This is a genomic window from Bacillus sp. FSL K6-1006, assembly GCF_038593175.1.
Lineage (GTDB): Bacteria > Bacillota > Bacilli > Bacillales > Bacillaceae > Bacillus > Bacillus safensis.
In genome coordinates, this window is record NZ_CP151970.1 from 1,157,834 (window position 1) to 1,176,824 (window position 18,991).

The following is an 18,991-nucleotide window of genomic DNA, read 5'->3' on the forward strand; positions in this document are numbered from 1 at the left end:
CTTTCTTCCTGTGGCGAACGATAATGAAAAAGAAAAAGCCAGAGCATCTTGAATGCTCTGGCTTTTCTTTTGGTCAAACAGACAGCGTTTTTGTCATTTTGACATGTGTGATCCCTGCTTCTTCAAACGGTTCAGAAACCGCTTTGTAGCCTTTCTTTTCGTAGAAAGGAAGAGCTTGGACTTGGGCATGCATCACCGCTTCTTTTGCTCCATTTGCAATCGCTTCTGTTTCTAGCGCCTCTAATAGTTTGTGGCCAAGGCCGAAGGAGCGCGCCTCTTTTAACACACAAATGCGTTCAAGCTTTGCCTTTGATCCCTCAATGATCCGCAGTCTAGCAGCCGCCTGAGGTTTTTTGTCATCATTGTAAATGACAAAATGGGTGGCTTTGTCCTCTAGTTCATCTATTTCGATCTCTACTGGAACTTCTTGTTCTTTTACGAATACTTCTTTTCGAACATAGTATGCATCTTCTCGTTGTGTTTGTTCTGTTGCGATGACTGTTTTCAAATGTCTTTAACCCTCTTCTCCTAAAATAAATGTTTCATAGACGGTCCAAGATCCGTTCTCTAATTGATATAAAAGGTGGAAGCGATCCACTGTTTCTTCATGGTCAATTTTTCTCAGCTTTAATGTGCCAAGTACGTCTGAATGCTCATCATCGGATAGTTTTTGAGCGACTGTCACATGCGGAACAAAGGCATATTCAGGTGTACCAGCAAGTGGCTCTGCGTACAATCTTTCATTGAGCGCCATGATGTCCTCGTTCGGTTCTACTTTCATATAAATGACGTTGTTTACAGGAGCGAATGAACTGAATTTTTTAATACGTAACGTAATAGGAGAAGCATTTTTTGCATAATCTCTTAACGTTGAGACGACCTCAGCCGCTTCTAGATCCGTTAATTCAAAAGGTGTTCTTAATGTTAAATGAGGCGGTATGAGTGCATAGTTCGGATCATAACGCTTCCGGTAAGAGTTCGCAATATCTTGCAATTTTTTTGATGGAAATATAACAACTCCGTATTTCATCATGTTCCCTCCTGAATAAGAAAGTATTTATTATTGTTTATTATAACAAAATTCAGTTGATTAACGAATATGGGAGCATTCTTTTTAACGAAGGCGCAATGAGCGGCTGCCAAAACGTCCATTTATGATCCCCTTCGAATGTCTCAAATAAATAATCCGCACCAGATTGTTCAAGAAGGGCCTTTAAATCTTCATTCGGCTGAACAAAATCAAGCACCTGGCCATCTGTTGTTTTCACAGCCGTTTCCTCAAGCCCAATTTGATGGATAATGGCATAATGAGAAAGGGCTGTCGACTGTTTGACGGCTTCTAGAACCGACTCGTCAACGTAAGGGGACTGCAAAATCAGCCCGCCGAATAAAGAAGGATAATCAATGGCTGTCATAAGGGAAATCGTCGCACCAAGTGAATCACCAATAAACGTTCGTCCTGATCCAATTTGATAGGTTGGAAAGTGTTGATCAATATAAGGAACCAGTTCATTTGCTAAAAAGCGTTTATACGCTTCAAACTTTGTACCTTCTGGATGATACGTGTTTCGTCTTTCCGTGACATTTTCATAAGGAACACCAATGATAATCGAGCGTTCCATTTCTTTGTTTTGCATCAATTCTTCTGCCTGTCTGCCTATTTTGCCTAGGCGGAAATAATCATGACCATCCTGGGCAATGATGACATGATATGTATAAAGGGGGGAGTAATTGACTGGCAAATAGATCAAAATGGTCATGTCCGCCCCAAGTTCTTTTGACTGTAAGGTTTCTTCTTGAATGATTCCTGTTTTCTTCACCATAATCCATTCCTCCAGCTAACCAAATTCATCATAAAGTGAAACGTTTCCATTCATTGTAACACGAAAAACAGCGTTGTTCCTATATGCTAACATGCAATCAAACCGTATAACATCGATTCTGTTATAAAATACAGAAAATTTTAATTAATCATGACATTTCCCCTTGAAAAATGAGATTTAATGGGTTACAGTATTAAGAATTAGAACAGACAGACAACACATTCTTATCGTGAGAGGTGGAGGGACTGGCCCTTTGAAACCTCAGCAACCGGTATGCATCACTTCATGTGATGTACCAAGGTGCTAAATCCAGCAAGCAGCTTTTTTGCTTGGAAGATAAGAGGAAGCGATTAAACCCCTTCTTCTTATGAAGAAGGGGTTTTCTGTTTTGAAATCAGATTTTTACTTAGGATGGTGTCAAATGACAGAACATGTGGAAACGAAATTAGCGCAGATTGGAAACCGTAGCGAAGAGGTGACTGGCACTGTCAGTCCTCCCGTTTATCTTTCGACAGCATATAGACATAGAGGTATAGGGGAATCTACAGGATTTGATTACATTCGAACGAAAAACCCAACAAGACAGCTTGTAGAGGATGCAATTGCTTCACTCGAAGAAGGGACGGCCGGTTTTGCCTTCAGTTCGGGAATGGCGGCAATCCAAACGATCATGGCTCTATTTGAAAGCGGAGATGAACTCATCGTCTCATCAGACCTATATGGCGGTACATACCGTTTGTTTGAAAACGAATGGAAAAAGTACGGCCTGCGTTTTCTTTATGACGATTTTTCAGATGAAGACTGTTTACGCTCTAAAATCACGCCAAACACAAAAGCGGTCTTTATTGAGACACCGACAAATCCACTGATGCAGGAAGCAGATATTCAAAAAATAGCGAAGATTGCAAAAGAGCATGGCGCTTTGGTGATTGTCGATAACACCTTTTACACACCAGTCTTGCAAAAGCCGATTACGCTTGGAGCGGACATTGTCATTCATAGCGCAACCAAATATTTAGGCGGACATAATGACGTTCTTGCCGGGCTTGTGGTCACAAAAGGAGAGCAGCTGTCTGAAGACATGTTCCAGCATCAAAACGCGATAGGAGCGGTTCTATCACCATTTGACTCATGGCTTTTAATGAGAGGAATGAAAACACTGGCTCTTAGAATGCGCCAGCACGAGGCAAATGCGAAGGAGCTGGCTGAGTTTTTAAAGAAACAGCCAGAAATTCAAGATGTCCTTTATCCAGGAAAGGGAGGCATGCTGTCATTTCGAGTAGCTAAAGAGGACTGGGTCAATCCATTTTTAAAGCAGCTAAAAACGATTTGTTTTGCTGAAAGCCTTGGCGGAGTCGAAAGCTTCATTACGTATCCTGCAACACAAACGCACATGGATATTCCAGAAGAGATTCGCATTGCAAACGGTGTATGTAACAAGCTGCTCCGTTTCTCTGTTGGCATCGAGCATGTAGATGATCTGAAAGCAGACTTGAAACAGGCACTATCACAAGTAAAAGAGGAGGTACACGCCAAATGACCACACACGATTGGACACTCGAAACACAACTCGTTCATAATGCGTTTAAAACAGACCGTTCAACAGGTGCAGTCAGTGTACCGATTCAGCATGCATCCACATTTCATCAAAGCAGCTTCGATGAATTTGGCCAATATGACTACTCCAGATCGGGAACTCCGACACGTCAAGCATTAGAGGATACGATTGCAGCGCTGGAAGGAGGAACGAGAGGGCTTGCCTTTGCATCAGGCATGGCAGCCATTTCAACCGCTTTTCTTCTATTATCAAAGGGAGATCACGTCCTTGTCACAAGAGATGTGTACGGCGGGACTTTCCGAATGATCACCCAAGTTCTTTCAAGATTTGGAATTGAGCATACCTTCGTGGACATGACCGATTTGAATGAAGTCAAAAGAGGCATTCAATCAAATACAAAGGTCATTTACATGGAAACACCGTCAAATCCAACACTAGGGATTACAGATATTGAAGGTGTTGTCCAGCTTGCGAAAGAGCATAACTGTCTGACTTTCTTAGATAATACGTTTTTAACCCCTGCGTTTCAGCGTCCGCTTGACCTTGGTGTTGACGTTGTTCTGCACAGCGCAACGAAATTTTTAAGCGGCCACAGTGATGTGCTGTCAGGCTTAGCCGTGGTGAAAGATGAGAAGCTGGGAGAGGAACTTTATTCGCTGCAAAACTCCTTCGGTGCGGTCCTTGGCGTGCAGGACTGCTGGCTTGTGTTAAGAGGGTTAAAAACCCTTCAGGTGAGATTAGAAAAAGCAAGCCAAACGGCCTTCGAACTAGCTTCATTTCTAAAAGAACATCCTGCGGTGAAAAAAGTATACTACCCAGGCTTAGACGATCATCCTGGGGCACACATTCAGCGCAAGCAAGCAAGCGGAGCTGGAGCCGTTCTCTCATTTGAACTAGAAAACCAAGCGGCTGTCAAAGAATTGGTGGATGCCGTCACATTACCTGTATTCGCCGTCAGCCTCGGCGCCGTTGAATCGATTCTGTCATATCCAGCCAAAATGTCACATGCGGCTATGCCAAAAGAAGAAAGAGAAAAAAGAGGGATTACAGATGGGCTGCTTCGTTTAAGTGTCGGAGTTGAAAACGGAGAAGACCTCAAACGTGACTTCAAACAAGCACTCGATCAACTAAAGCCCGTCCTTGTGAACCAATCATAAAGAAGGAGAGAAAAAAGCCGGCACAGCCGCCGGCTTTTTGACCTTTTTTAAACAAAACCATTGACGCTTTATTATTATGGTTATATAATAGAGATTGTCAGTAACAGAAAGCCCAGAACTGATACATAACCCGATTCCGTAGCTCAGCTGGGAGAGCGCTACCTTGACAGGGTAGAGGTCGCTGGTTCGAGCCCAGTCGGAATCATCGTTGAAACCCTTGCCTAGCAAGGGTTTTTTGTTTTTTTGACAACGAATATTTGTTCTGTTTCTTTTGATTGGGGACGAATTGGGGACGAACTTTATCCGCCAGATTGTTTCTCAATATTTTTAGGATCAAAATGATTAAAGTGTTCTGCAGTGTTAAATTCTAATTTGTTTGTGACATGACCATAAATATCTGAGGTTGTTTTAGCACTGGCATGTCCGGCTCTTTTCTGAATAGCATTAATGCTCTCACCTGCTTCTATAAGGAGAGCGACCATTGTATGTCTTAAATCATGTAGTCGAATGTTTTTTAATTTGTGTTTGTTTTTGATTTTTGACCATTTGGAAGTAGGGGTTGTGTAATAGTAAGGCTCACCAAAACCATTATGAAATAAATATTGGTGATCATCTCCTTCCCATAAGTCACCAACTAATAGTTTTTCTTTTTTCCACATGATATGGTACTGCTTTAATTCATCCATATACCAGTTAGGCATCTTTACAAAACGTTTAGAACTTCTTGTTTTAGGTTCTTTAACATAGGGTTTGCCATCAACTGTCTTTGAGATTGAACGATTAATATGAAAGCCGCCGAGATCCCAATCAACATCCAAATGCCATTCAAGTGCAAGACCTTCACCGCGTCTTAGACCGCCGATCATAGCAGCTAAAAAATAAAGTCTCCATTTAATATCAACTTCTTTATACAAAATTTTTATACATTCAGCAGCTTCGTCAGCTTCAAAATAGTTCATTTCTTGCTTTTCATGTTCTGGTTGAGGAAGTCCTTTCATAGGATCAACCTTAATGATCTTCCATTCTTCAGTTGCAGTTTTAAAAACAACTTGTAGAATTTTAAAAATGTCCTGTATAGTGGCTCCGCTTAAACCTCCTGGTTTCCCATCTTTTCGTGCGCCATCTTTTTTTAAACTGTCTAAAAAATCTACAATATGAAGGCTTTTTATTTGCTCCATTCTTTTATTGCCAAAGACAGGGAGAATATGATTTTTTAAATGTCTCCAATATACATCGGAAGTAGTGAGAGAGTATGGTTTTCCGCTCTTTCGATAAAGCTTCTTCTCTTTCCACTTAGCGATAAAAGATTCAAATGTTAATTTTTCAGGTTCTATGTATTCTTCAGAAGAAACTTCGATTTTAAATTGATAGAGCTGATCTGAGAGATACTCTTGCAATCTTCTTTTCGTCTTTAATAGTTTAGTATCTTCTATGCGAATGGTTTTAGTTTTTTTCTTTCTTTTTCCGTTTATATCGTGACCAGCTTCAACAATTAATCTAAAAGAATTGTTTCCTCTTTTTTCAATGCTAGCCATATAAATCACTCCTACTATGAGAAATCTACAATAAATAATTTAAAGTCTTTTTCCTTTTTGAATAACTAAAACATTGAAGCTTACATATTAATAAAAAGCATATTCAAGCATTGTTTTGTTTTGAATCTGATTGTAATAGTTTGGAAAGGTAATCAGATTACGATAGAACATTTCCAGTCTATGATGCGCAAAGTCAAATGAAACTCCAAAACGTCTTGATATAAAGGGCACAGCTTCATATATGGAGTTGGGCATATCTATTTTATTCAAAATGAAACTTGGAACTGCAAAGTGATACATGAATGCATTCGCTTGATTTTCTTGCATTTGTTTAAAGAGATAATGTGTATTATTCTGTGCCCCAGTGTGTTTTAAAATGTGGCAAAGTTCATGACAAAAATCTTCTCTTTGTTGAAATGAGTCTTTCCTTTTGTCTATGACAATAACTTTCTTATTTAGGATACTAATCGCCTTTGATTCTGCTGATTTATAAATAAGAGAAATATCAAAGTGTCTGGCCACTGCTTCAATATTTAATGGGTTCATATCATCTAAAGATAATTTGCTATAAATATCTTTCACTTCTATTTCTAATGCGGAATACATGTATTTCAAGAAAAATCCCCCCTAGCTTAAGAATGTATGTTCGTATTTTATTTTAAAAAAATAAATACTCGAATTGAGTATCTATTTAAAATTTGACTTTAACCTTTTTCTCATCAGTAACAGTAGTTCCATTACCAACGGAGCTGTCAAAAACAAAAGTGATTTCTTTTATGTCTTTAGGATCACTTTCAAAAGGTATACCTTGAGTAATATCCTTTTTTGCTCCTGAATAAAGTTCCCATTCTCCAGAGTCAAGTAGTTGGTTTTCTTTAGCGTTAACTTGTTCTTTTGTGTTCAAGATAACATGTGATATTTGTGGCCATAGTAAATCAATTTTCCCTTTGTTCTCTGCTGAAAAAGATATTTGTATGTAATTAACGGGGTTTTTAAGTTTCAATTTAAGCCCCTGTTGATACGATTCGAGAAGATCATCTGAAATATTAGATATACTCAAAATTTTTACGTCCTTGATATTTATTGACAATGGATCAAGGTCAGTGGTTTCATCAACAACTTTAATATTTTTTAATTCATATATTTCGTTGTCCTCACCTTTATTCTTTTGACCAACTTTTGTCAAAGGACCATCAACGTATTCTCCTTGCTTTGGAGTCTCTTGTTTTTTCTCTGTGTCTTTTTCATCAGTACCAGCAGTATCGTTATTACCGCATGCACCAAGGAAGACTAAACAAAAAATTAGTAGAAATAACAATCTTCCTTTTTTCATTTAATTAGATCCCCCTGTTTTTATAACTCCGAATTTAATCTTTTTTACCAAAACCTTTTTTAAGGATTAATTCTAATAATTCACGAGCTTCTTCTTCGGTAATTTCTCCATCTCGAGAAGCGATTAATGTTTCCGGATCATTTAATATTCGACTTGTTTGTTCATCAATACTGTTTCTACCTTTGAGAAGAAAATCAATCGAGACATCTAAAATGTTCGATATAGCTATTAACGTATTATGGTCTGGCTCTCTTTTCCCTAATTCATAGGCTGTATATGCTGGTCTGGAAATACCAAGTTTATCTGCCATATATTGTTGCGTTAGTTTTTTTTCTTTTCTAATTTTTTTCAAATTATCTGGAAACATTTTATCACCTACCCTTTAATAAATACATTCTAACGTAACGTTTAGTTACATATAAGTGAATGTAACAAAAAGAAACTTTTTTTCTCAAAGGGGTTGATTTTGTAACACAATGATACTATCATAAGAGTAACGAAACGTTACTTTTCCAAAAAGGGGTGTTACAATGCGTGACTGGTTGAAATTAGCTAGGGAAAGTAAATCTCTAGTACAACAGGATGTAGCAAATCTTGTCGGTATTGAGAGACCTTACTACACAATGATAGAGACTGGGAGTAGAAAGCCCAGTGTTAAAATCGCAAAAAAATTAGCAGAAGTATTAGAAATCGATTGGACTTTGTTCTTTGATGACAATGCTTAAATTCAATAAGGAGGTTGTTAAATTGCCAACAAAAACAACTATGACTGTTCAAGAAACGGCTGATTTCCTTGGGGTACATCACGACACTGTTTACACAATGGTTCGTGAAAAACAAATACCGTTCTTCCGAGTAAGAAAAAGAATTTTCTTTAAACGAGAAGTTCTTGAAGAATGGCAATTAGCACAAATGGAATCCAATTTTCAGCCAGTTGAATGATTAATAATTTACCACCTTAGAATACAGCGGATTTTTAGGTTTTTCTGTTCCAATTCGCAACATGTTCTATATAGGAACAATAAGGGGGTGAGGAAGTTGAGGTTGGGGGTAGTGCTCCGACAAGCAAGGAAAAGAGCTGGGATGTCTCAAGAGAAGTTGGCTGAATTGTTAAGTCGCTCAAGGAGCTGTATATCAAAATTTGAGAACGATCAAAAGATGCTTGATGTTCCTACATATGTACGGTGGATGGAGGCGACAAATGCAAAAGAAGCCATGATCGCAACTTTATGTGGTGTCGATCCACTTGCGGTCACTCAGCAAATTACAGCCATTATGGCTTTGTTTGGAGGATGAAGATGAGAAAAGCGATTTTCAAGAGTATTGATCATGAAGGGATAACTGCTGAAATGATCTGTATTGAACAACTACAAAAAAGATTAATGAAAGCACTTGAGAGTGCTGATATCGCTACGGCATTAGCAGCTCACAAAGATATTGCTAAATCATTAAACCAAATTCAGCGTTACGAAAGCCAAGCTAAAGTTCATTTATTAAAACAGGCTGCGAGTATTACAAAAATCAAATATCCAAAATCACTAAAAAATAGATTGAGAGGATTGATCTAGTTGAAGTATTTGTTCACAGCAAGTCGTTTAATGAAGGCGAAAGATATCGTGAAACAATGTCAGATGCGTCATACAGAGGAAGGGCTCATTTTATTAGCCGCTCTGGAATTACAGATCAGAACGGAAATAGAAAACAGAAAAAAGCAGCAAGCTCCGACACTTACTGCTTAAATCATTTCAAACCATGAATAACAAAATGATCGATCTCATTATAGCGTTATTTAGAGATCACGACAAGGCTTATTCTTGTCGTCCGGCTTGCGGATGGGACAGTGCACACCTACCCCCTCAAATCATGCTCCATCCGCGGTCGGACGATGCGAATAAGCATCAAATAATGTGTTAAGGAGGAAAGAAGTCTTGAGAACTAAACCAGTTATTAAACCTTTCAGTGAGAGACAGTCTGATCAGTTCTATTTATCACAAGTGAATGGATCAATTGTGATGACTAACAAAGGTAAGCCAATGTTCCAATTTCCTGATAAACAAGCCTTTGAGAAATTTCAACAACTAAAGGCAGAAGCGATCCGCTCAAAATTAGAGATTTCTTAATGCTTACACCAAACAGAAGAGGAGGGAAGAAGATGAATATTGAGCATCCGATCATCACAGAGATTAATAGATATGGCTATCCAAAAGATATGGTCAGGCAAGAGGAACACTTTGGAATCGATTTTTATGGGTCAGAAATTTTGTTAGAAGATGACTATGTTGAGGATAAAAATTCGGGTGAACTGATCTTGCGAGAAAATCTAGAACGATATCTTGCAGAGGAACTTGATTTTGAATTTAAAACAGCAAAATAAAAGAGTTCACTCCCAACAAGTGAACTCTCATCTAAATAACCAGACACAGAATAAGGTGTCAACCACTATTATAAGCAGGTTGGCACCTAAATTCAATGGGGGGGTTCTTATATGAATGGATTGTCAAATGTTGATTACTCGAACTATATGGCAGCTTCACAGCCATCAGCAGGAACTTCAGTAACAACCGAAGCTATGGTTAGTCGGCAGGCACAGGAAGTACAAGCAGCTATGGTCATAGCAAAGAAGTTTCCAAGAGACGTTTATGCTGCTTTTGAACGAATCAAGAAAGCATGTGAGCGTAGGTTATTAGCTGAGAATGCTGTCTACGAATATCCACGAGGTGGAACAAAGGTATCAGGTCCTTCAATTCGTCTGGCTGAAGCTCTGGCACAGAATTGGGGAAACATTGATTACGGAATCATGGAACTTGAACAAAAAGCAGGAGAATCTTCTGTTATGGCTTATGCATGGGATCTTGAAACCAATACTCGTCAGACCAAAATATTTACGGTGAAGCATGAACGAAAAGCAAAAGGAGCCATTACAAAGCTCAACGATCCAAGAGATATATATGAACTGGTTGCAAACCAAGGTGCACGTCGAGTTCGTGCCTGCATTCTTGGAGTGATACCAGGAGACATTGTTGATGCAGCAGTTGATATGTGTCAAAGAACACTTATTGATGGCCATAAAGAGCCTTTAGAAGATCGCTTAAGAAAAGCATTAACAACATTTAAAGCTGATTTTGGTGTTACGAAGGAAATGGTCGAGGAATATGTCGGAAGCAAATTGGATGCATTTACTGAGCAGGATTACCTCAAAATAGGACGCATCTATACGTCACTTCGTGATGGTATGGCAAAGAAAGAGGATTATTTCAACGTCAAAGTTTCAGGTGCTACAAAATCAAAAATCGAAGAAGAGTTTCTAAAGCAGCAGGAACAAAAAGAGAGTGATGTAAAGGCTGGTGAGCCAGCAAATGATGATTCCGACAATCAACAAGGAGAATTATTACTCTAACGAGATCGATCAAGTTTATATGTCAAATTCTCAATATAAGAGTTTCTTAGAGTGTGAGGCGGCTACAATGGCAAAACTCAACGGTGAATGGCAGCCGCCGTCCTCTGAAGCTCTACTCTTTGGTCAATATGTTCATGCCTGGCTTGAAGGAGAGCAGGCCTTTGATGAATTTAAGATGAATACACCTGCTCTATTTACACAAAAGGGCCAATTGTATAAACAATATCAATTGGCTGATCTCATGATTGAAGCTATACAGAATGACGATTTATGCATGTTTGTTCTTCAAGGAGATAAAGAAGTGATTATCACAGGTAAGTTGTTCGGAGTACCTTGGAAAGGAAAACTCGATGTGTACAACCCTGCAGGTGGTCGCTTTGCTGATCTTAAAACAACTCGTTCTCTCAGAGAAAGAATATGGGATCAAGAGCTTGGCTATTGTTCATTTGTAGAAGCCTACGGATATATTGCTCAAGTGGCCCTCTATGCGGAAATAGAAAGACAGGAAGCAGGACGTAGTGAGTGGTTAGAACCTTTGATTGTGGCCATATCAAAAGAAGATCCACCAGATAAAGCAGTTATCAATATTGATGAGTCAAGAATGGAAATTGAGTTAGAGGATATAGAAAAAAACATGGAGCGGATCGTTCAGGTTAAGCATGGCGGAGAAAGACCTAGAAGATGTGAAAAGTGTAAGTATTGTCGATCTACAAATCGACTTAACCGCATTATCCATTTTTCCGAGCTGGTGAACAGCTAGTGATTGAGAAGCTAATCATTAAAGTTCCTATTCCGTTTGTATACCTGTCTTTATCTAAATCAAGTCATAATCAAGCTGCGTTATTTAGAGCGTATGTAAAGGGTTATATCCAAAGAAATGAACCAGGTCTTACTTTTATTAGGATCAGTGGAATGTACGCTTTATGTGAGACTAAAATGCCTTAATTGACGATGTTGGGGAGGAGGAAGTTATTTGTCTACTGGATGGGTAAAACTGCATCGAAAAATATTAGAACACGAATTATGGAATGACGTGACTACCTTTAGACTGTTCACTTTATTAGTTATGAGAGCAAGTCATCAAGATGGCTTCAAAATGAATGGAGTTGTATTAAATAAGGGCCAGTACATAAGATCGTACTCAAAACTATGTGAGGACCTCGCTTATAAAGAAGGAAGAGGGTTAAAAAAGCTGTCTAAAAGTACAATTATGCGTTCAATTAAGAAACTTGTTACGAACAACATCATTACTGTTAGCGAAACGGAACTAGGAACACTATTCACCATTGTTAAATACGAGTCATATCAAGAGTTTTCGAGCGATCACGAAACAGAACCCAGAACGGAAGAAGAACCTATCGCAGAACGAAGACGGAACGAAAGCGGTACGAAGTCGGAACTATATCAAGAATTAAAGAATTTAAGAATTAAAGAAGAAGAGGAAGAAGAAAAGAGAGCCTCAGTAGAAAATGATTTAACTCCTTTCCAGCAGATCGAAGAAAAATACTTATCACGAAAAGGTGGGTTGATGTTAACACCAAAAGATTCAGCTGCCATTGAAAGGATTCTAAATGAGAGAATCCCACATGAAAACATTTTGCAGTGGATCGACGATATATTCGATCAATATCAGCCGAAGCATAGAGCAGACAGTATTAAATCATTTGCGTACCTAGAATCAGCAATTCTTGATCGTTGGTTTGCACAGCAGCACCAACCTCAGCCTCTTAAAAACAATGTTTCTGAATTTAAACCAAAGCAGCATAGGCAAAGTAATTTAGATGCACTAGCTCAATACGCAAAAGAAAATGGGATTAAATTTGGAGGAGGTTGATGGACATGAACCAAGAGCAAGCAATGTCTATTCTAACAAGAATTGCAGCTGCCTATCCAAGGTTTGAACTCACTACAGACGCGATCGGAAAAGAAAGAATTAAACTCTGGCTTGACCACTTAAAGGATCAACCCTATGAACAGGTTTTGAAAAAGATCGACCAGCACATTGCTGAAAAGAGATTCCCACCTGCTATCGCAGAGATCAAAATCAAACAACCAGAGCAAAACGAATTCTTAGCGAAACAGAAAGTGTGGGAACAAAATGCAAAATTTGCGAAACGTAGAGGCTGAACAGTTTTTATTAGGTTGTATCATCCTTGAGGGTGATCTGATTAAAGAAACGGCACTAGAGCCCAGACATTTTGCTGAAGAACGGCATAAGCGGATTTTCGAAGCGATAAGGGAAGTGGACAAATTAGGTAAGCCTGTTGAATTGGCCAATATCGCTGCAGCTATGGGAGACCTTTTAAATTCAATTGGAGGCTTTGAATACTTAACCAATCTTGCAAGTACTGTTCCCTCAAAACATGCTTTCGAGACCTATGAAACATTAATTTACGAGGCTTTTAGACTCCGAGATTTACAAAGTGCTGCTTTAGCTTTTGCTAATGCCCCATGTGATGAGGGCATCACTGAGCTTTATCAAAAGACCATTGAAGTGCAAGAAGTTGGAGTTAAAGCTACTCGGACGAAAATGGATGTTCTGACCGAGATATTCATGAGCATGGAAGAAGATCAAGGGGATCTTACAGGAGTCGACACTGGTCTTGCGGATCTGAACGCCATGACAGGTGGTTGGCAAAAAAGCGATTTGATAATCGTGGCTGCTCGTCCATCGATGGGAAAGACTGCTTTCGCTCTTAACCTAGGCTGTAATAACGCACTAAAGGGTGGAGTAACAGATATTTTTTCGCTAGAAATGTCAGATACACAGTTAACTCATCGAATGTTAAGCAGCCTTGGAAGAATTGAAGGCACGAAGTGGAGGAATCCGAAAAAGTACTTTAGCGATCAAGATTATGATAGAGCCAACAAAGCTATGGGTGAATACGAAAAATTAGATATCTACATCCATGATCAGCCCACTCAAACAGTCGCAGATATCCGGTCACAGATCCGTAAAACGAAAAAGGATCATCCTGATCAAGATCATTTAGTGATCATTGATTATCTTCAGCTCATTACCCCAATCGGTAAGTTTGAGAGCAAAAACTATGAGGTTGGAGCTATCACAAAAGAGCTGAAGAATATGGCGAGAAGCTTTAATGTCCCAATCATTTTGCTATCACAACTCTCACGTGGAGTGGAACAGAGGCAAGATAAACGTCCAATGATGTCTGATCTGCGTGATTCAGGAAGCATTGAACAAGACGCTGATATCGTTACGTTCCTCTATCGTGATGATTATTACAACAAAGATAGTGAGCAGAAAAATATAGTCGAAATCATCTTTGCTAAACAGCGAAATGGTGAGGTTGGGACAATTAATGCTGCATTTATGAAAGAGTACGGAAGGTTTGTAAACTTATCGCGGCAAATGGAAGCCGCTTTATGAAATGAGGAATGAACATGTCAATCAATAGCGATCAGCGCAAACAGTTCTTGCTCAAAGAATTGAAGCGCATTGGATATAAACCAAGTGAGAATGAAAGTCTCGAAAAACTATCACTCTATGATCTTGAAATGATAGTCATTTCAGCCAAGAGTAAGCGAGGAAATAAGGCTTTAACATATAACGCGAGGATGGGGGCAATCGAATGAAAATAGCATTCACCGTCTACGGAGAGCCGGTAGCACAGGGGCGTCCAAGAGCTACTCACATGAATGGTATGACAAGATTATACGATCCCAAGAAGTCACGAGACTTCAAGCAATACGTGAAGTTGGCTGCGAGCGATCACCGTCCTGATCAACTTCTTACTGGTCCGCTGGAGTTGAGGGTTAAAGTTTACAAATCCACTTTAAAAAGCTTCAGCAAGAAAAAGGCCGCAGAAGCTGAAAGAGGCGAGTTGAGGCCCGCGAAGAAGCCCGATGTTGATAACTACATCAAAGGGATAAAAGATGGCCTGAATAAAGTCATTTGGCAGGATGATAGCCAGATAGTTGATTTACATGTAAGTAAGTTCTACAGCAGCTCACCGAGAATCGAAGTCGAAGTCTCAACTCTCACACCAACCCATAAGGAGGAACAAATATGTCTTTTGTAAATTTTGATGGATCAGTCAAGAAAGTAAATCATAAGCCTAAAGGTGTTACAGAATTGGTCCTTGAAATCTCAACGAAGGATCTAGGAAACAGCATTCAAAACCTTGCTGAAATGATTGATAACGATGTGCGTGTTGAAATTGAAAGCGATATTGTCCGCTATAACGTGCAGATCAATGCTCACACTGAGCGGCCAATTGTAAATTATGAAGTAGATCAGAGCGGTGTGGTCCATATAGCAAAACCTGAGTCAGAACAGCTCGAAGCTGAACTAGGTTTACCAGAAGAAAAACCAAAAATTGAAGAAAAGCCGATGGAGATTAAGCGTGAAGTGGTGGATCAATTCATCGTTGAAGGTATGGCTCCAAAACAGGAAGGTTTCCCTGAGAATATGGCTGACATTGTGAAACGGCGAATTGAGGGTGAATCATACCGCAAGTTGGCCACAGAGCTTGAGATGTCATCCGGCACCGTCGTTGATCTGATCAATGACTACCGAGCAGCAGTGGCTCCGCTTGCTGAAAAATGGTGGGATTGGAAAGAGGATCAAGCCAACGAAGCTGAACCGTTGCAAAAGGAAAATGCTGAAGAAGAAGCAGCTGAAGGTGAAGCTGAAGGTGAAAAGGGTTCAGATGATAGCGTATCAGATGAATACGATATTCCTAAAGATGAACAAAAAGAAGAGGAAGACGGGGCTGCATAAGATGGCACGTAAACGGTCAAAACGGTGGTTCTTGCTTTATCGCGAAGAGGATGGACAGCGCGTCCACCTCTATGAACCACTTAAAAAATATGAACTGCACAGTCGTATCAGGAAAGGATGGAGGATAGTCAGATGATTAATAAAATCAAGTTCTTCTTCAAACATAAGCACTTCTTTTGCTTTAAGTGTAGGAACCTTGTTTCAGTTGAGCGAGGCTATGAGTTGGAATTTTGCACACGGGTTTTCAATGGTCCTTACTGCTCGAAGTGTGGAAGGAGTTTCAGGAAATGAAACAGATCGTCAAAGGAGATTGGGTGGAAGTTGTAGGTAAAGGTGATCACAAACATTTACGCGTTCAGGGTTACGTTCTTGAAATTGCTGAGGGAGAGCTTTTAATAAAGTCACGTTTCGGACGAAAGGGTGTCTATCCCGAAGATTGGGCTAAAAACATGGATATAACGGTCACTGAAGCTGGCTTAAAGGATCTTATTAACTTGGCCTTAGACATAAAGGACAAGCATCTATTTGAAATGTATACGCGTGATTTACAAGCTCTACAGAGCAAATAAAAAGAACCAAAGCACAAGGCTCCGGCTCTAATGAATCTCGACAATTCATTATAACATGGGAGGCCTTGTGCGCATGAATAATCCTTACAAACATATAGACTCTAACATCTCAATTAATCAGCTTTTTGAAAAAGGAGAAGTTAAAGTCATCATCCTAGATGGCCATTCCAACGAAGCGTTTTTAGCTGAAGCACCTATTTACGGTAAAACGGAAATCACTACACGTGACGGCCAATTCACAAACTTAAATTACTCAAGTTCACACAAAATAAAATAGCAGGAGCTTCCTCCTGCAGGGAGGCAGTCAAAATGAAAGAAATCTGGTATTCAAAATCACCATTTGCTGAATTTTGTATTGTCAATACAGCGAGCGGATACGTTGCCTATTGGCGTTCTGATCTCTTAACAGATGCAAAATGGAGCGAGTATGACACATATCAATCCTATCCAGCAGCACGTCGGAATCTTGGTAAAGTCGGCTGTGCTGGAAGTATGAAAAGGGTCGAGCGGTTGCCATGGGAAATCGTGGCATGACCTTGAAGGGAATATGTCTCACTAGTGAGTTTACACCGTTAGAAAAGGGCGTAGAATACTTTCTCTTTCCTCTTGGTTCCGCTCATTATTATGTATCAAAATTTGATAGTCCTGGCTCACACTATGGAGCATTTGAAGCCAGGCATTTTTTAATAAAGCAAAAAGGACAACACCAGCAACAGCTGACACTGTTCTGAGGGAGGATCATATGGAGTTTAAACCATCTGAAAACATGTCATATGAAGGGCTTTGGATGGCTCTGGATGACATCAAACGACGAATAGGGGATGCGGTGCTGTCTGGTGATCGCATCAATAGCCCTTACATCAAAGGACAAAGAAAAAAAGCTGAAACAATTAAAGATGAGCTGCTGCGCCGGTTTGATCAACAGGCCAAGCAAGCAGAATGAAAAAAGAGAGGAAGATCATTATGAAACTGAGAAGCATTTTTTATTTAAACGTACAAGGCATAAGACTTTTGGGAGGGTGGGATCACTACCCTAGTGAGGACGAAATGCGAAACGCATTAATTAATATGTACGGCTCTTGTACTCACTTAGGAGAACGGCCAATTATTTTTGAAGTCATTAAGCAAAACACGTTTTATCAAGGGGATATACAAGATTTGCAGGAGGGCTTCTGATATGAAAACTGTGCCAGCGATTGTATTTAAAAATAAACACACTGCCCGCTATCTAAGTTATGGACCTGATTTTATGGATTTAACCGATCCTAACGGAGATGTAAAAGAAATTGTAGATGCGTTGTGTCTCATTAGAAAAGATTGTGAGAAGCCAAGTGATCAAGATTTAACCGATTTTTACAACCTTGTGTCTCAACACAATGCTCCTCTTGATATTAACGATCTCAAAAACTGTTACGATCCTGCTCATGTTGATTATACAATCGAAGAATTTGAAAGAATCAAGGCAAGACATGAGGAGGAGTATTGATGCGAGAGATTAAATTTCAGGCATGGGTAATTCAACATAAATTAAGTAGCTCTAATATGCATTGGGCAGGTATAGACAGTTACGAAGAAATTATTGATGTTCATGACATTTCTTTTGATAACGGAAAAATAGATTACGTTACAGATAAAGATGGTGATGAATATTCGCTTGCTGATAAAAGTTTGAAAGCAGTTCGACGATACACCGGATTAAAGGACAAGAACGGCCGGGAGATTTATGAGGGAGACATAGTTAGAGGGTCACTCCGATTGCACGAAGATGTTGATCCAATCATGCGAAAGGTGTGTATGCATAATGGCTGCTACATGTTCGGAGTTTGGAATGCTCATGAGTATTTCAACAAACATCAGCATATCGAAGTTGTCGGCAACATCTATCAAAATCCTGAACTGTTAAAAACGGAGGGTGAATGATGGCAAAGTCAGCCCTCACACTAAAATTAGAGAGGCAGATACATGCCAAAACTCAAGAAAATCAAAGTATGTATGGATGTTTTGAAGTGACCATCGGCTATGAGTATGGTCGAGCAGGATATGAGCGAATTGACTATCTGACTTTTGACACGAAAGGCATATGGAGAGCATATGAAATCAAAGTATCTCTTTCGGATTTTCGATCTAGCGCCAAAAAAAGTTTTGTCGGTCATTACAACTATTATGTGCTAACAAAGGAACTTTACGAAAGGGTAAAAGATGAGATACCAAGTCATATCGGTGTTTTTGCTGATTATCGGTATGTCAAAAGAGCGAAGCGCCAAGAGCTTGCTGTAAACGAAAATGTTTTAAAAGAAGCGTTTATGCGTGCCGGTGCAAGAGAAGCTAACAAATTATACAAACTACAAGAAAAAGGAGTATAACAAATGAAAAAACTACTAATCACACTATCTATTATTGTGGCTGCGGTGCTTTGTGCGCCGGCAGCCGCAGCTGTAACGAGCGGATACAAAACAGTAGACGGACACACAATCAGCGTATCAACGGATGCAAATTCATATACACCGAGAGCTAAATCAATCGACGTGACAGCACGTAAAACGGGATCTGAAACGGTCTATTATCGTTTCACTTTGCAAAAAAAGGTGAGCGGCAAATGGAAAAATCAACGGTTCAGCTTGGTCGGATCATTTAAGAACGCCACACCAGCAAAGGAGTTTTACACAGTTAATCACACATCCGGCACGCATCGGATCAAGATGACCATATATAAAAACAGCAATTGGACAGGCGTTAAAGGGCATATTTATACGCCCGCTTTCGAGGTGCGGAAATGACAATCAGAACATGGCATGACTTAATAAGAAGGTATTTCCCTGACGCTGATGATAAGCGATGTGAATTTATCTTGTGGGAAAAGACTGCTTTTCCTCTT

33 protein-coding genes, 1 tRNA gene and 1 riboswitch are annotated in these 18,991 nt (G+C 39.5%); of the genes, 27 read left to right on the plus strand and 7 right to left on the minus strand.

Going from position 1 to position 18,991, the window contains the following annotated elements:
* Positions 1–73: 73 nt before the first annotated feature.
* Genes NSS65_RS05820 through NSS65_RS05830 form a run of 3 tightly spaced genes read right to left on the minus strand, consistent with a single transcriptional unit; the run spans position 74 to position 1,823 of the window.
* Positions 74–508: a GNAT family N-acetyltransferase gene (locus tag NSS65_RS05820; protein ID WP_024426455.1), complete on the minus strand. Its 435-nt coding sequence runs from the start codon at positions 506–508 to the stop codon at positions 74–76.
* A 6-nt stretch (positions 509–514) separates the two neighbouring features.
* Complete coding sequence (locus tag NSS65_RS05825; protein ID WP_039177859.1) at positions 515–1,030, minus strand: YjcG family protein; 516 nt, start codon at positions 1,028–1,030, stop codon at positions 515–517.
* A gap of 52 nt (positions 1,031–1,082) precedes the next feature.
* Positions 1,083–1,823 carry an esterase family protein gene (locus NSS65_RS05830; protein ID WP_268421374.1) on the minus strand — a complete coding sequence of 247 codons (741 nt, stop codon included), beginning with the start codon at positions 1,821–1,823 and terminating at the stop codon, positions 1,083–1,085.
* 221 nt (positions 1,824–2,044) lie between these two features.
* A riboswitch (SAM riboswitch) is annotated at positions 2,045–2,166 on the plus strand.
* A 78-nt stretch (positions 2,167–2,244) separates the two neighbouring features.
* On the opposite strand from NSS65_RS05830, the gene NSS65_RS05835 reads away from it, so the two are divergent.
* From NSS65_RS05835 to NSS65_RS05845, 3 genes are all read left to right on the plus strand, one after another.
* Positions 2,245–3,363: a methionine biosynthesis PLP-dependent protein gene (locus tag NSS65_RS05835; RefSeq protein ID WP_024426452.1), complete on the plus strand. Its 1,119-nt coding sequence runs from the start codon at positions 2,245–2,247 to the stop codon at positions 3,361–3,363.
* Complete coding sequence (metC, locus tag NSS65_RS05840; RefSeq protein ID WP_268436414.1) at positions 3,360–4,538, plus strand: cystathionine beta-lyase; 1,179 nt, start codon at positions 3,360–3,362, stop codon at positions 4,536–4,538. The genes NSS65_RS05835 and metC overlap by 4 nt, the downstream gene beginning before the upstream one ends.
* A 132-nt stretch (positions 4,539–4,670) precedes the next feature.
* Positions 4,671–4,743: transfer RNA gene (locus NSS65_RS05845), tRNA-Val, on the plus strand.
* Between the two features lie 94 nt (positions 4,744–4,837).
* On the opposite strand, the gene NSS65_RS05850 is transcribed toward NSS65_RS05845, so the two are convergent.
* From NSS65_RS05850 to NSS65_RS05865, 4 genes are all read right to left on the minus strand, one after another.
* On the minus strand, positions 4,838–6,073 hold the full coding sequence (locus NSS65_RS05850; protein ID WP_326135039.1) for a site-specific integrase: 1,236 nt from the start codon (positions 6,071–6,073) through the stop codon (positions 4,838–4,840).
* Between the two features lie 87 nt (positions 6,074–6,160).
* Positions 6,161–6,679 (minus strand): ImmA/IrrE family metallo-endopeptidase, encoded by a 519-nt coding sequence (locus NSS65_RS05855; protein WP_326134463.1) that lies wholly within the window; start codon positions 6,677–6,679, stop codon positions 6,161–6,163.
* An 85-nt stretch (positions 6,680–6,764) separates the two neighbouring features.
* Complete coding sequence (locus NSS65_RS05860) at positions 6,765–7,406, minus strand: hypothetical protein (protein ID WP_157292820.1); 642 nt, start codon at positions 7,404–7,406, stop codon at positions 6,765–6,767.
* Positions 7,407–7,440: 34 nt separating this feature from the next.
* Complete coding sequence (locus NSS65_RS05865) at positions 7,441–7,773, minus strand: helix-turn-helix transcriptional regulator (protein ID WP_144525743.1); 333 nt, start codon at positions 7,771–7,773, stop codon at positions 7,441–7,443.
* A 163-nt stretch (positions 7,774–7,936) separates the two neighbouring features.
* On the opposite strand from NSS65_RS05865, the gene NSS65_RS05870 reads away from it, so the two are divergent.
* The 24 genes from NSS65_RS05870 to NSS65_RS05985 all read left to right on the plus strand — a co-directional run bounded on the left by NSS65_RS05870 (position 7,937) and on the right by NSS65_RS05985 (position 18,893).
* Entirely contained in the window at positions 7,937–8,131 is a 195-nt protein-coding gene (locus NSS65_RS05870) for a helix-turn-helix transcriptional regulator (protein ID WP_144525742.1), read from the plus strand.
* Between the two features lie 22 nt (positions 8,132–8,153).
* The gene (locus tag NSS65_RS05875) at positions 8,154–8,348 is read left to right on the plus strand and encodes a helix-turn-helix domain-containing protein (protein ID WP_326134381.1); all 195 of its coding nucleotides are present in this window, start codon (positions 8,154–8,156) and stop codon (positions 8,346–8,348) included.
* A gap of 111 nt (positions 8,349–8,459) precedes the next feature.
* Positions 8,460–8,702 carry a helix-turn-helix transcriptional regulator gene (locus tag NSS65_RS05880; RefSeq protein WP_223251388.1) on the plus strand — a complete coding sequence of 81 codons (243 nt, stop codon included), beginning with the start codon at positions 8,460–8,462 and terminating at the stop codon, positions 8,700–8,702.
* A gap of 2 nt (positions 8,703–8,704) precedes the next feature.
* Positions 8,705–8,974 carry a hypothetical protein gene (locus NSS65_RS05885; RefSeq protein WP_326134380.1) on the plus strand — a complete coding sequence of 90 codons (270 nt, stop codon included), beginning with the start codon at positions 8,705–8,707 and terminating at the stop codon, positions 8,972–8,974.
* Positions 8,975–9,145 carry a hypothetical protein gene (locus NSS65_RS05890; protein WP_155267116.1) on the plus strand — a complete coding sequence of 57 codons (171 nt, stop codon included), beginning with the start codon at positions 8,975–8,977 and terminating at the stop codon, positions 9,143–9,145.
* A 189-nt stretch (positions 9,146–9,334) separates the two neighbouring features.
* Positions 9,335–9,526: a hypothetical protein gene (locus NSS65_RS05895; RefSeq protein ID WP_101677359.1), complete on the plus strand. Its 192-nt coding sequence runs from the start codon at positions 9,335–9,337 to the stop codon at positions 9,524–9,526.
* Between the two features lie 32 nt (positions 9,527–9,558).
* Entirely contained in the window at positions 9,559–9,780 is a 222-nt protein-coding gene (locus NSS65_RS05900; protein ID WP_025092875.1) for a hypothetical protein, read from the plus strand.
* A 111-nt stretch (positions 9,781–9,891) separates the two neighbouring features.
* On the plus strand, positions 9,892–10,803 hold the full coding sequence (locus tag NSS65_RS05905; protein ID WP_101677358.1) for a hypothetical protein: 912 nt from the start codon (positions 9,892–9,894) through the stop codon (positions 10,801–10,803).
* Positions 10,763–11,563, plus strand: a complete 801-nt coding sequence (locus tag NSS65_RS05910; RefSeq protein ID WP_101677357.1) for a PD-(D/E)XK nuclease-like domain-containing protein — start codon at positions 10,763–10,765, stop codon at positions 11,561–11,563. Before NSS65_RS05905 ends, NSS65_RS05910 begins: the two co-directional genes overlap by 41 nt.
* Before the next feature lie 213 nt (positions 11,564–11,776).
* Positions 11,777–12,637 (plus strand): hypothetical protein, encoded by an 861-nt coding sequence (locus NSS65_RS05915; protein ID WP_326135041.1) that lies wholly within the window; start codon positions 11,777–11,779, stop codon positions 12,635–12,637.
* A gap of 5 nt (positions 12,638–12,642) precedes the next feature.
* Positions 12,643–12,930 carry a replicative helicase loader/inhibitor gene (locus tag NSS65_RS05920; RefSeq protein ID WP_101677447.1) on the plus strand — a complete coding sequence of 96 codons (288 nt, stop codon included), beginning with the start codon at positions 12,643–12,645 and terminating at the stop codon, positions 12,928–12,930.
* Positions 12,902–14,194 carry a replicative DNA helicase gene (gene dnaB / locus NSS65_RS05925; RefSeq protein WP_326135042.1) on the plus strand — a complete coding sequence of 431 codons (1,293 nt, stop codon included), beginning with the start codon at positions 12,902–12,904 and terminating at the stop codon, positions 14,192–14,194. The genes NSS65_RS05920 and dnaB overlap by 29 nt, the downstream gene beginning before the upstream one ends.
* A 14-nt stretch (positions 14,195–14,208) precedes the next feature.
* Complete coding sequence (locus NSS65_RS05930; protein WP_326135043.1) at positions 14,209–14,400, plus strand: hypothetical protein; 192 nt, start codon at positions 14,209–14,211, stop codon at positions 14,398–14,400.
* Positions 14,397–14,846: a RusA family crossover junction endodeoxyribonuclease gene (locus NSS65_RS05935; RefSeq protein ID WP_326135044.1), complete on the plus strand. Its 450-nt coding sequence runs from the start codon at positions 14,397–14,399 to the stop codon at positions 14,844–14,846. The genes NSS65_RS05930 and NSS65_RS05935 overlap by 4 nt, the downstream gene beginning before the upstream one ends.
* Positions 14,834–15,547 (plus strand): helix-turn-helix domain-containing protein, encoded by a 714-nt coding sequence (locus tag NSS65_RS05940; protein WP_326135045.1) that lies wholly within the window; start codon positions 14,834–14,836, stop codon positions 15,545–15,547. The genes NSS65_RS05935 and NSS65_RS05940 overlap by 13 nt, the downstream gene beginning before the upstream one ends.
* A 287-nt stretch (positions 15,548–15,834) precedes the next feature.
* Positions 15,835–16,116 carry a hypothetical protein gene (locus NSS65_RS05945; RefSeq protein WP_256688653.1) on the plus strand — a complete coding sequence of 94 codons (282 nt, stop codon included), beginning with the start codon at positions 15,835–15,837 and terminating at the stop codon, positions 16,114–16,116.
* A 73-nt stretch (positions 16,117–16,189) separates the two neighbouring features.
* Positions 16,190–16,393, plus strand: coding sequence for an XtrA/YqaO family protein (locus NSS65_RS05950; RefSeq protein WP_034282417.1), 204 nt, complete (start codon positions 16,190–16,192; stop codon positions 16,391–16,393).
* Positions 16,394–16,425: 32 nt separating this feature from the next.
* The gene (locus NSS65_RS05955) at positions 16,426–16,650 is read left to right on the plus strand and encodes a hypothetical protein (protein WP_047946039.1); all 225 of its coding nucleotides are present in this window, start codon (positions 16,426–16,428) and stop codon (positions 16,648–16,650) included.
* Between the two features lie 208 nt (positions 16,651–16,858).
* Complete coding sequence (locus tag NSS65_RS05960) at positions 16,859–17,059, plus strand: DUF6877 family protein (RefSeq protein WP_216099088.1); 201 nt, start codon at positions 16,859–16,861, stop codon at positions 17,057–17,059.
* 20 nt (positions 17,060–17,079) lie between these two features.
* Complete coding sequence (locus NSS65_RS05965; protein WP_256688652.1) at positions 17,080–17,292, plus strand: hypothetical protein; 213 nt, start codon at positions 17,080–17,082, stop codon at positions 17,290–17,292.
* A 1-nt stretch (position 17,293) separates the two neighbouring features.
* Positions 17,294–17,602 carry a hypothetical protein gene (locus NSS65_RS05970; protein WP_326135047.1) on the plus strand — a complete coding sequence of 103 codons (309 nt, stop codon included), beginning with the start codon at positions 17,294–17,296 and terminating at the stop codon, positions 17,600–17,602.
* Positions 17,602–18,036: a YopX family protein gene (locus NSS65_RS05975; RefSeq protein WP_326135048.1), complete on the plus strand. Its 435-nt coding sequence runs from the start codon at positions 17,602–17,604 to the stop codon at positions 18,034–18,036. The genes NSS65_RS05970 and NSS65_RS05975 overlap by 1 nt, the downstream gene beginning before the upstream one ends.
* Positions 18,036–18,479, plus strand: coding sequence for a hypothetical protein (locus NSS65_RS05980; RefSeq protein ID WP_326135049.1), 444 nt, complete (start codon positions 18,036–18,038; stop codon positions 18,477–18,479). The genes NSS65_RS05975 and NSS65_RS05980 overlap by 1 nt, the downstream gene beginning before the upstream one ends.
* A gap of 3 nt (positions 18,480–18,482) precedes the next feature.
* Entirely contained in the window at positions 18,483–18,893 is a 411-nt protein-coding gene (locus NSS65_RS05985) for a hypothetical protein (RefSeq protein ID WP_326135050.1), read from the plus strand.
* Positions 18,894–18,991: the final 98 nt, after the last annotated feature.

What these genes read in the sequence shown, in the direction of transcription:
- NSS65_RS05825 (WP_039177859.1), bottom strand. Translation starts at nt 1,030, where the DNA reads ATGAAATACGGAGTTGTTATATTTCCATCAAAAAAATTGCAAGATATT.
- NSS65_RS05830 (WP_268421374.1), bottom strand. Translation starts at nt 1,823, where the DNA reads ATGGTGAAGAAAACAGGAATCATTCAAGAAGAAACCTTACAGTCAAAA.
- NSS65_RS05835 (WP_024426452.1), top strand. Translation starts at nt 2,245, where the DNA reads ATGACAGAACATGTGGAAACGAAATTAGCGCAGATTGGAAACCGTAGC.
- metC (WP_268436414.1), top strand. Translation starts at nt 3,360, where the DNA reads ATGACCACACACGATTGGACACTCGAAACACAACTCGTTCATAATGCG.
- NSS65_RS05850 (WP_326135039.1), bottom strand. Translation starts at nt 6,073, where the DNA reads ATGGCTAGCATTGAAAAAAGAGGAAACAATTCTTTTAGATTAATTGTT.
- NSS65_RS05855 (WP_326134463.1), bottom strand. Translation starts at nt 6,679, where the DNA reads ATGTATTCCGCATTAGAAATAGAAGTGAAAGATATTTATAGCAAATTA.
- NSS65_RS05860 (WP_157292820.1), bottom strand. Translation starts at nt 7,406, where the DNA reads ATGAAAAAAGGAAGATTGTTATTTCTACTAATTTTTTGTTTAGTCTTC.
- NSS65_RS05865 (WP_144525743.1), bottom strand. Translation starts at nt 7,773, where the DNA reads ATGTTTCCAGATAATTTGAAAAAAATTAGAAAAGAAAAAAAACTAACG.
- NSS65_RS05870 (WP_144525742.1), top strand. Translation starts at nt 7,937, where the DNA reads ATGCGTGACTGGTTGAAATTAGCTAGGGAAAGTAAATCTCTAGTACAA.
- NSS65_RS05885 (WP_326134380.1), top strand. Translation starts at nt 8,705, where the DNA reads ATGAGAAAAGCGATTTTCAAGAGTATTGATCATGAAGGGATAACTGCT.
- NSS65_RS05900 (WP_025092875.1), top strand. Translation starts at nt 9,559, where the DNA reads ATGAATATTGAGCATCCGATCATCACAGAGATTAATAGATATGGCTAT.
- NSS65_RS05905 (WP_101677358.1), top strand. Translation starts at nt 9,892, where the DNA reads ATGAATGGATTGTCAAATGTTGATTACTCGAACTATATGGCAGCTTCA.
- NSS65_RS05910 (WP_101677357.1), top strand. Translation starts at nt 10,763, where the DNA reads ATGATGATTCCGACAATCAACAAGGAGAATTATTACTCTAACGAGATC.
- NSS65_RS05920 (WP_101677447.1), top strand. Translation starts at nt 12,643, where the DNA reads ATGAACCAAGAGCAAGCAATGTCTATTCTAACAAGAATTGCAGCTGCC.
- dnaB (WP_326135042.1), top strand. Translation starts at nt 12,902, where the DNA reads ATGCAAAATTTGCGAAACGTAGAGGCTGAACAGTTTTTATTAGGTTGT.
- NSS65_RS05930 (WP_326135043.1), top strand. Translation starts at nt 14,209, where the DNA reads ATGTCAATCAATAGCGATCAGCGCAAACAGTTCTTGCTCAAAGAATTG.
- NSS65_RS05935 (WP_326135044.1), top strand. Translation starts at nt 14,397, where the DNA reads ATGAAAATAGCATTCACCGTCTACGGAGAGCCGGTAGCACAGGGGCGT.
- NSS65_RS05940 (WP_326135045.1), top strand. Translation starts at nt 14,834, where the DNA reads ATGTCTTTTGTAAATTTTGATGGATCAGTCAAGAAAGTAAATCATAAG.
- NSS65_RS05945 (WP_256688653.1), top strand. Translation starts at nt 15,835, where the DNA reads ATGAAACAGATCGTCAAAGGAGATTGGGTGGAAGTTGTAGGTAAAGGT.
- NSS65_RS05950 (WP_034282417.1), top strand. Translation starts at nt 16,190, where the DNA reads ATGAATAATCCTTACAAACATATAGACTCTAACATCTCAATTAATCAG.
- NSS65_RS05955 (WP_047946039.1), top strand. Translation starts at nt 16,426, where the DNA reads ATGAAAGAAATCTGGTATTCAAAATCACCATTTGCTGAATTTTGTATT.
- NSS65_RS05960 (WP_216099088.1), top strand. Translation starts at nt 16,859, where the DNA reads ATGGAGTTTAAACCATCTGAAAACATGTCATATGAAGGGCTTTGGATG.
- NSS65_RS05965 (WP_256688652.1), top strand. Translation starts at nt 17,080, where the DNA reads ATGAAACTGAGAAGCATTTTTTATTTAAACGTACAAGGCATAAGACTT.
- NSS65_RS05970 (WP_326135047.1), top strand. Translation starts at nt 17,294, where the DNA reads ATGAAAACTGTGCCAGCGATTGTATTTAAAAATAAACACACTGCCCGC.
- NSS65_RS05975 (WP_326135048.1), top strand. Translation starts at nt 17,602, where the DNA reads ATGCGAGAGATTAAATTTCAGGCATGGGTAATTCAACATAAATTAAGT.
- NSS65_RS05980 (WP_326135049.1), top strand. Translation starts at nt 18,036, where the DNA reads ATGGCAAAGTCAGCCCTCACACTAAAATTAGAGAGGCAGATACATGCC.
- NSS65_RS05985 (WP_326135050.1), top strand. Translation starts at nt 18,483, where the DNA reads ATGAAAAAACTACTAATCACACTATCTATTATTGTGGCTGCGGTGCTT.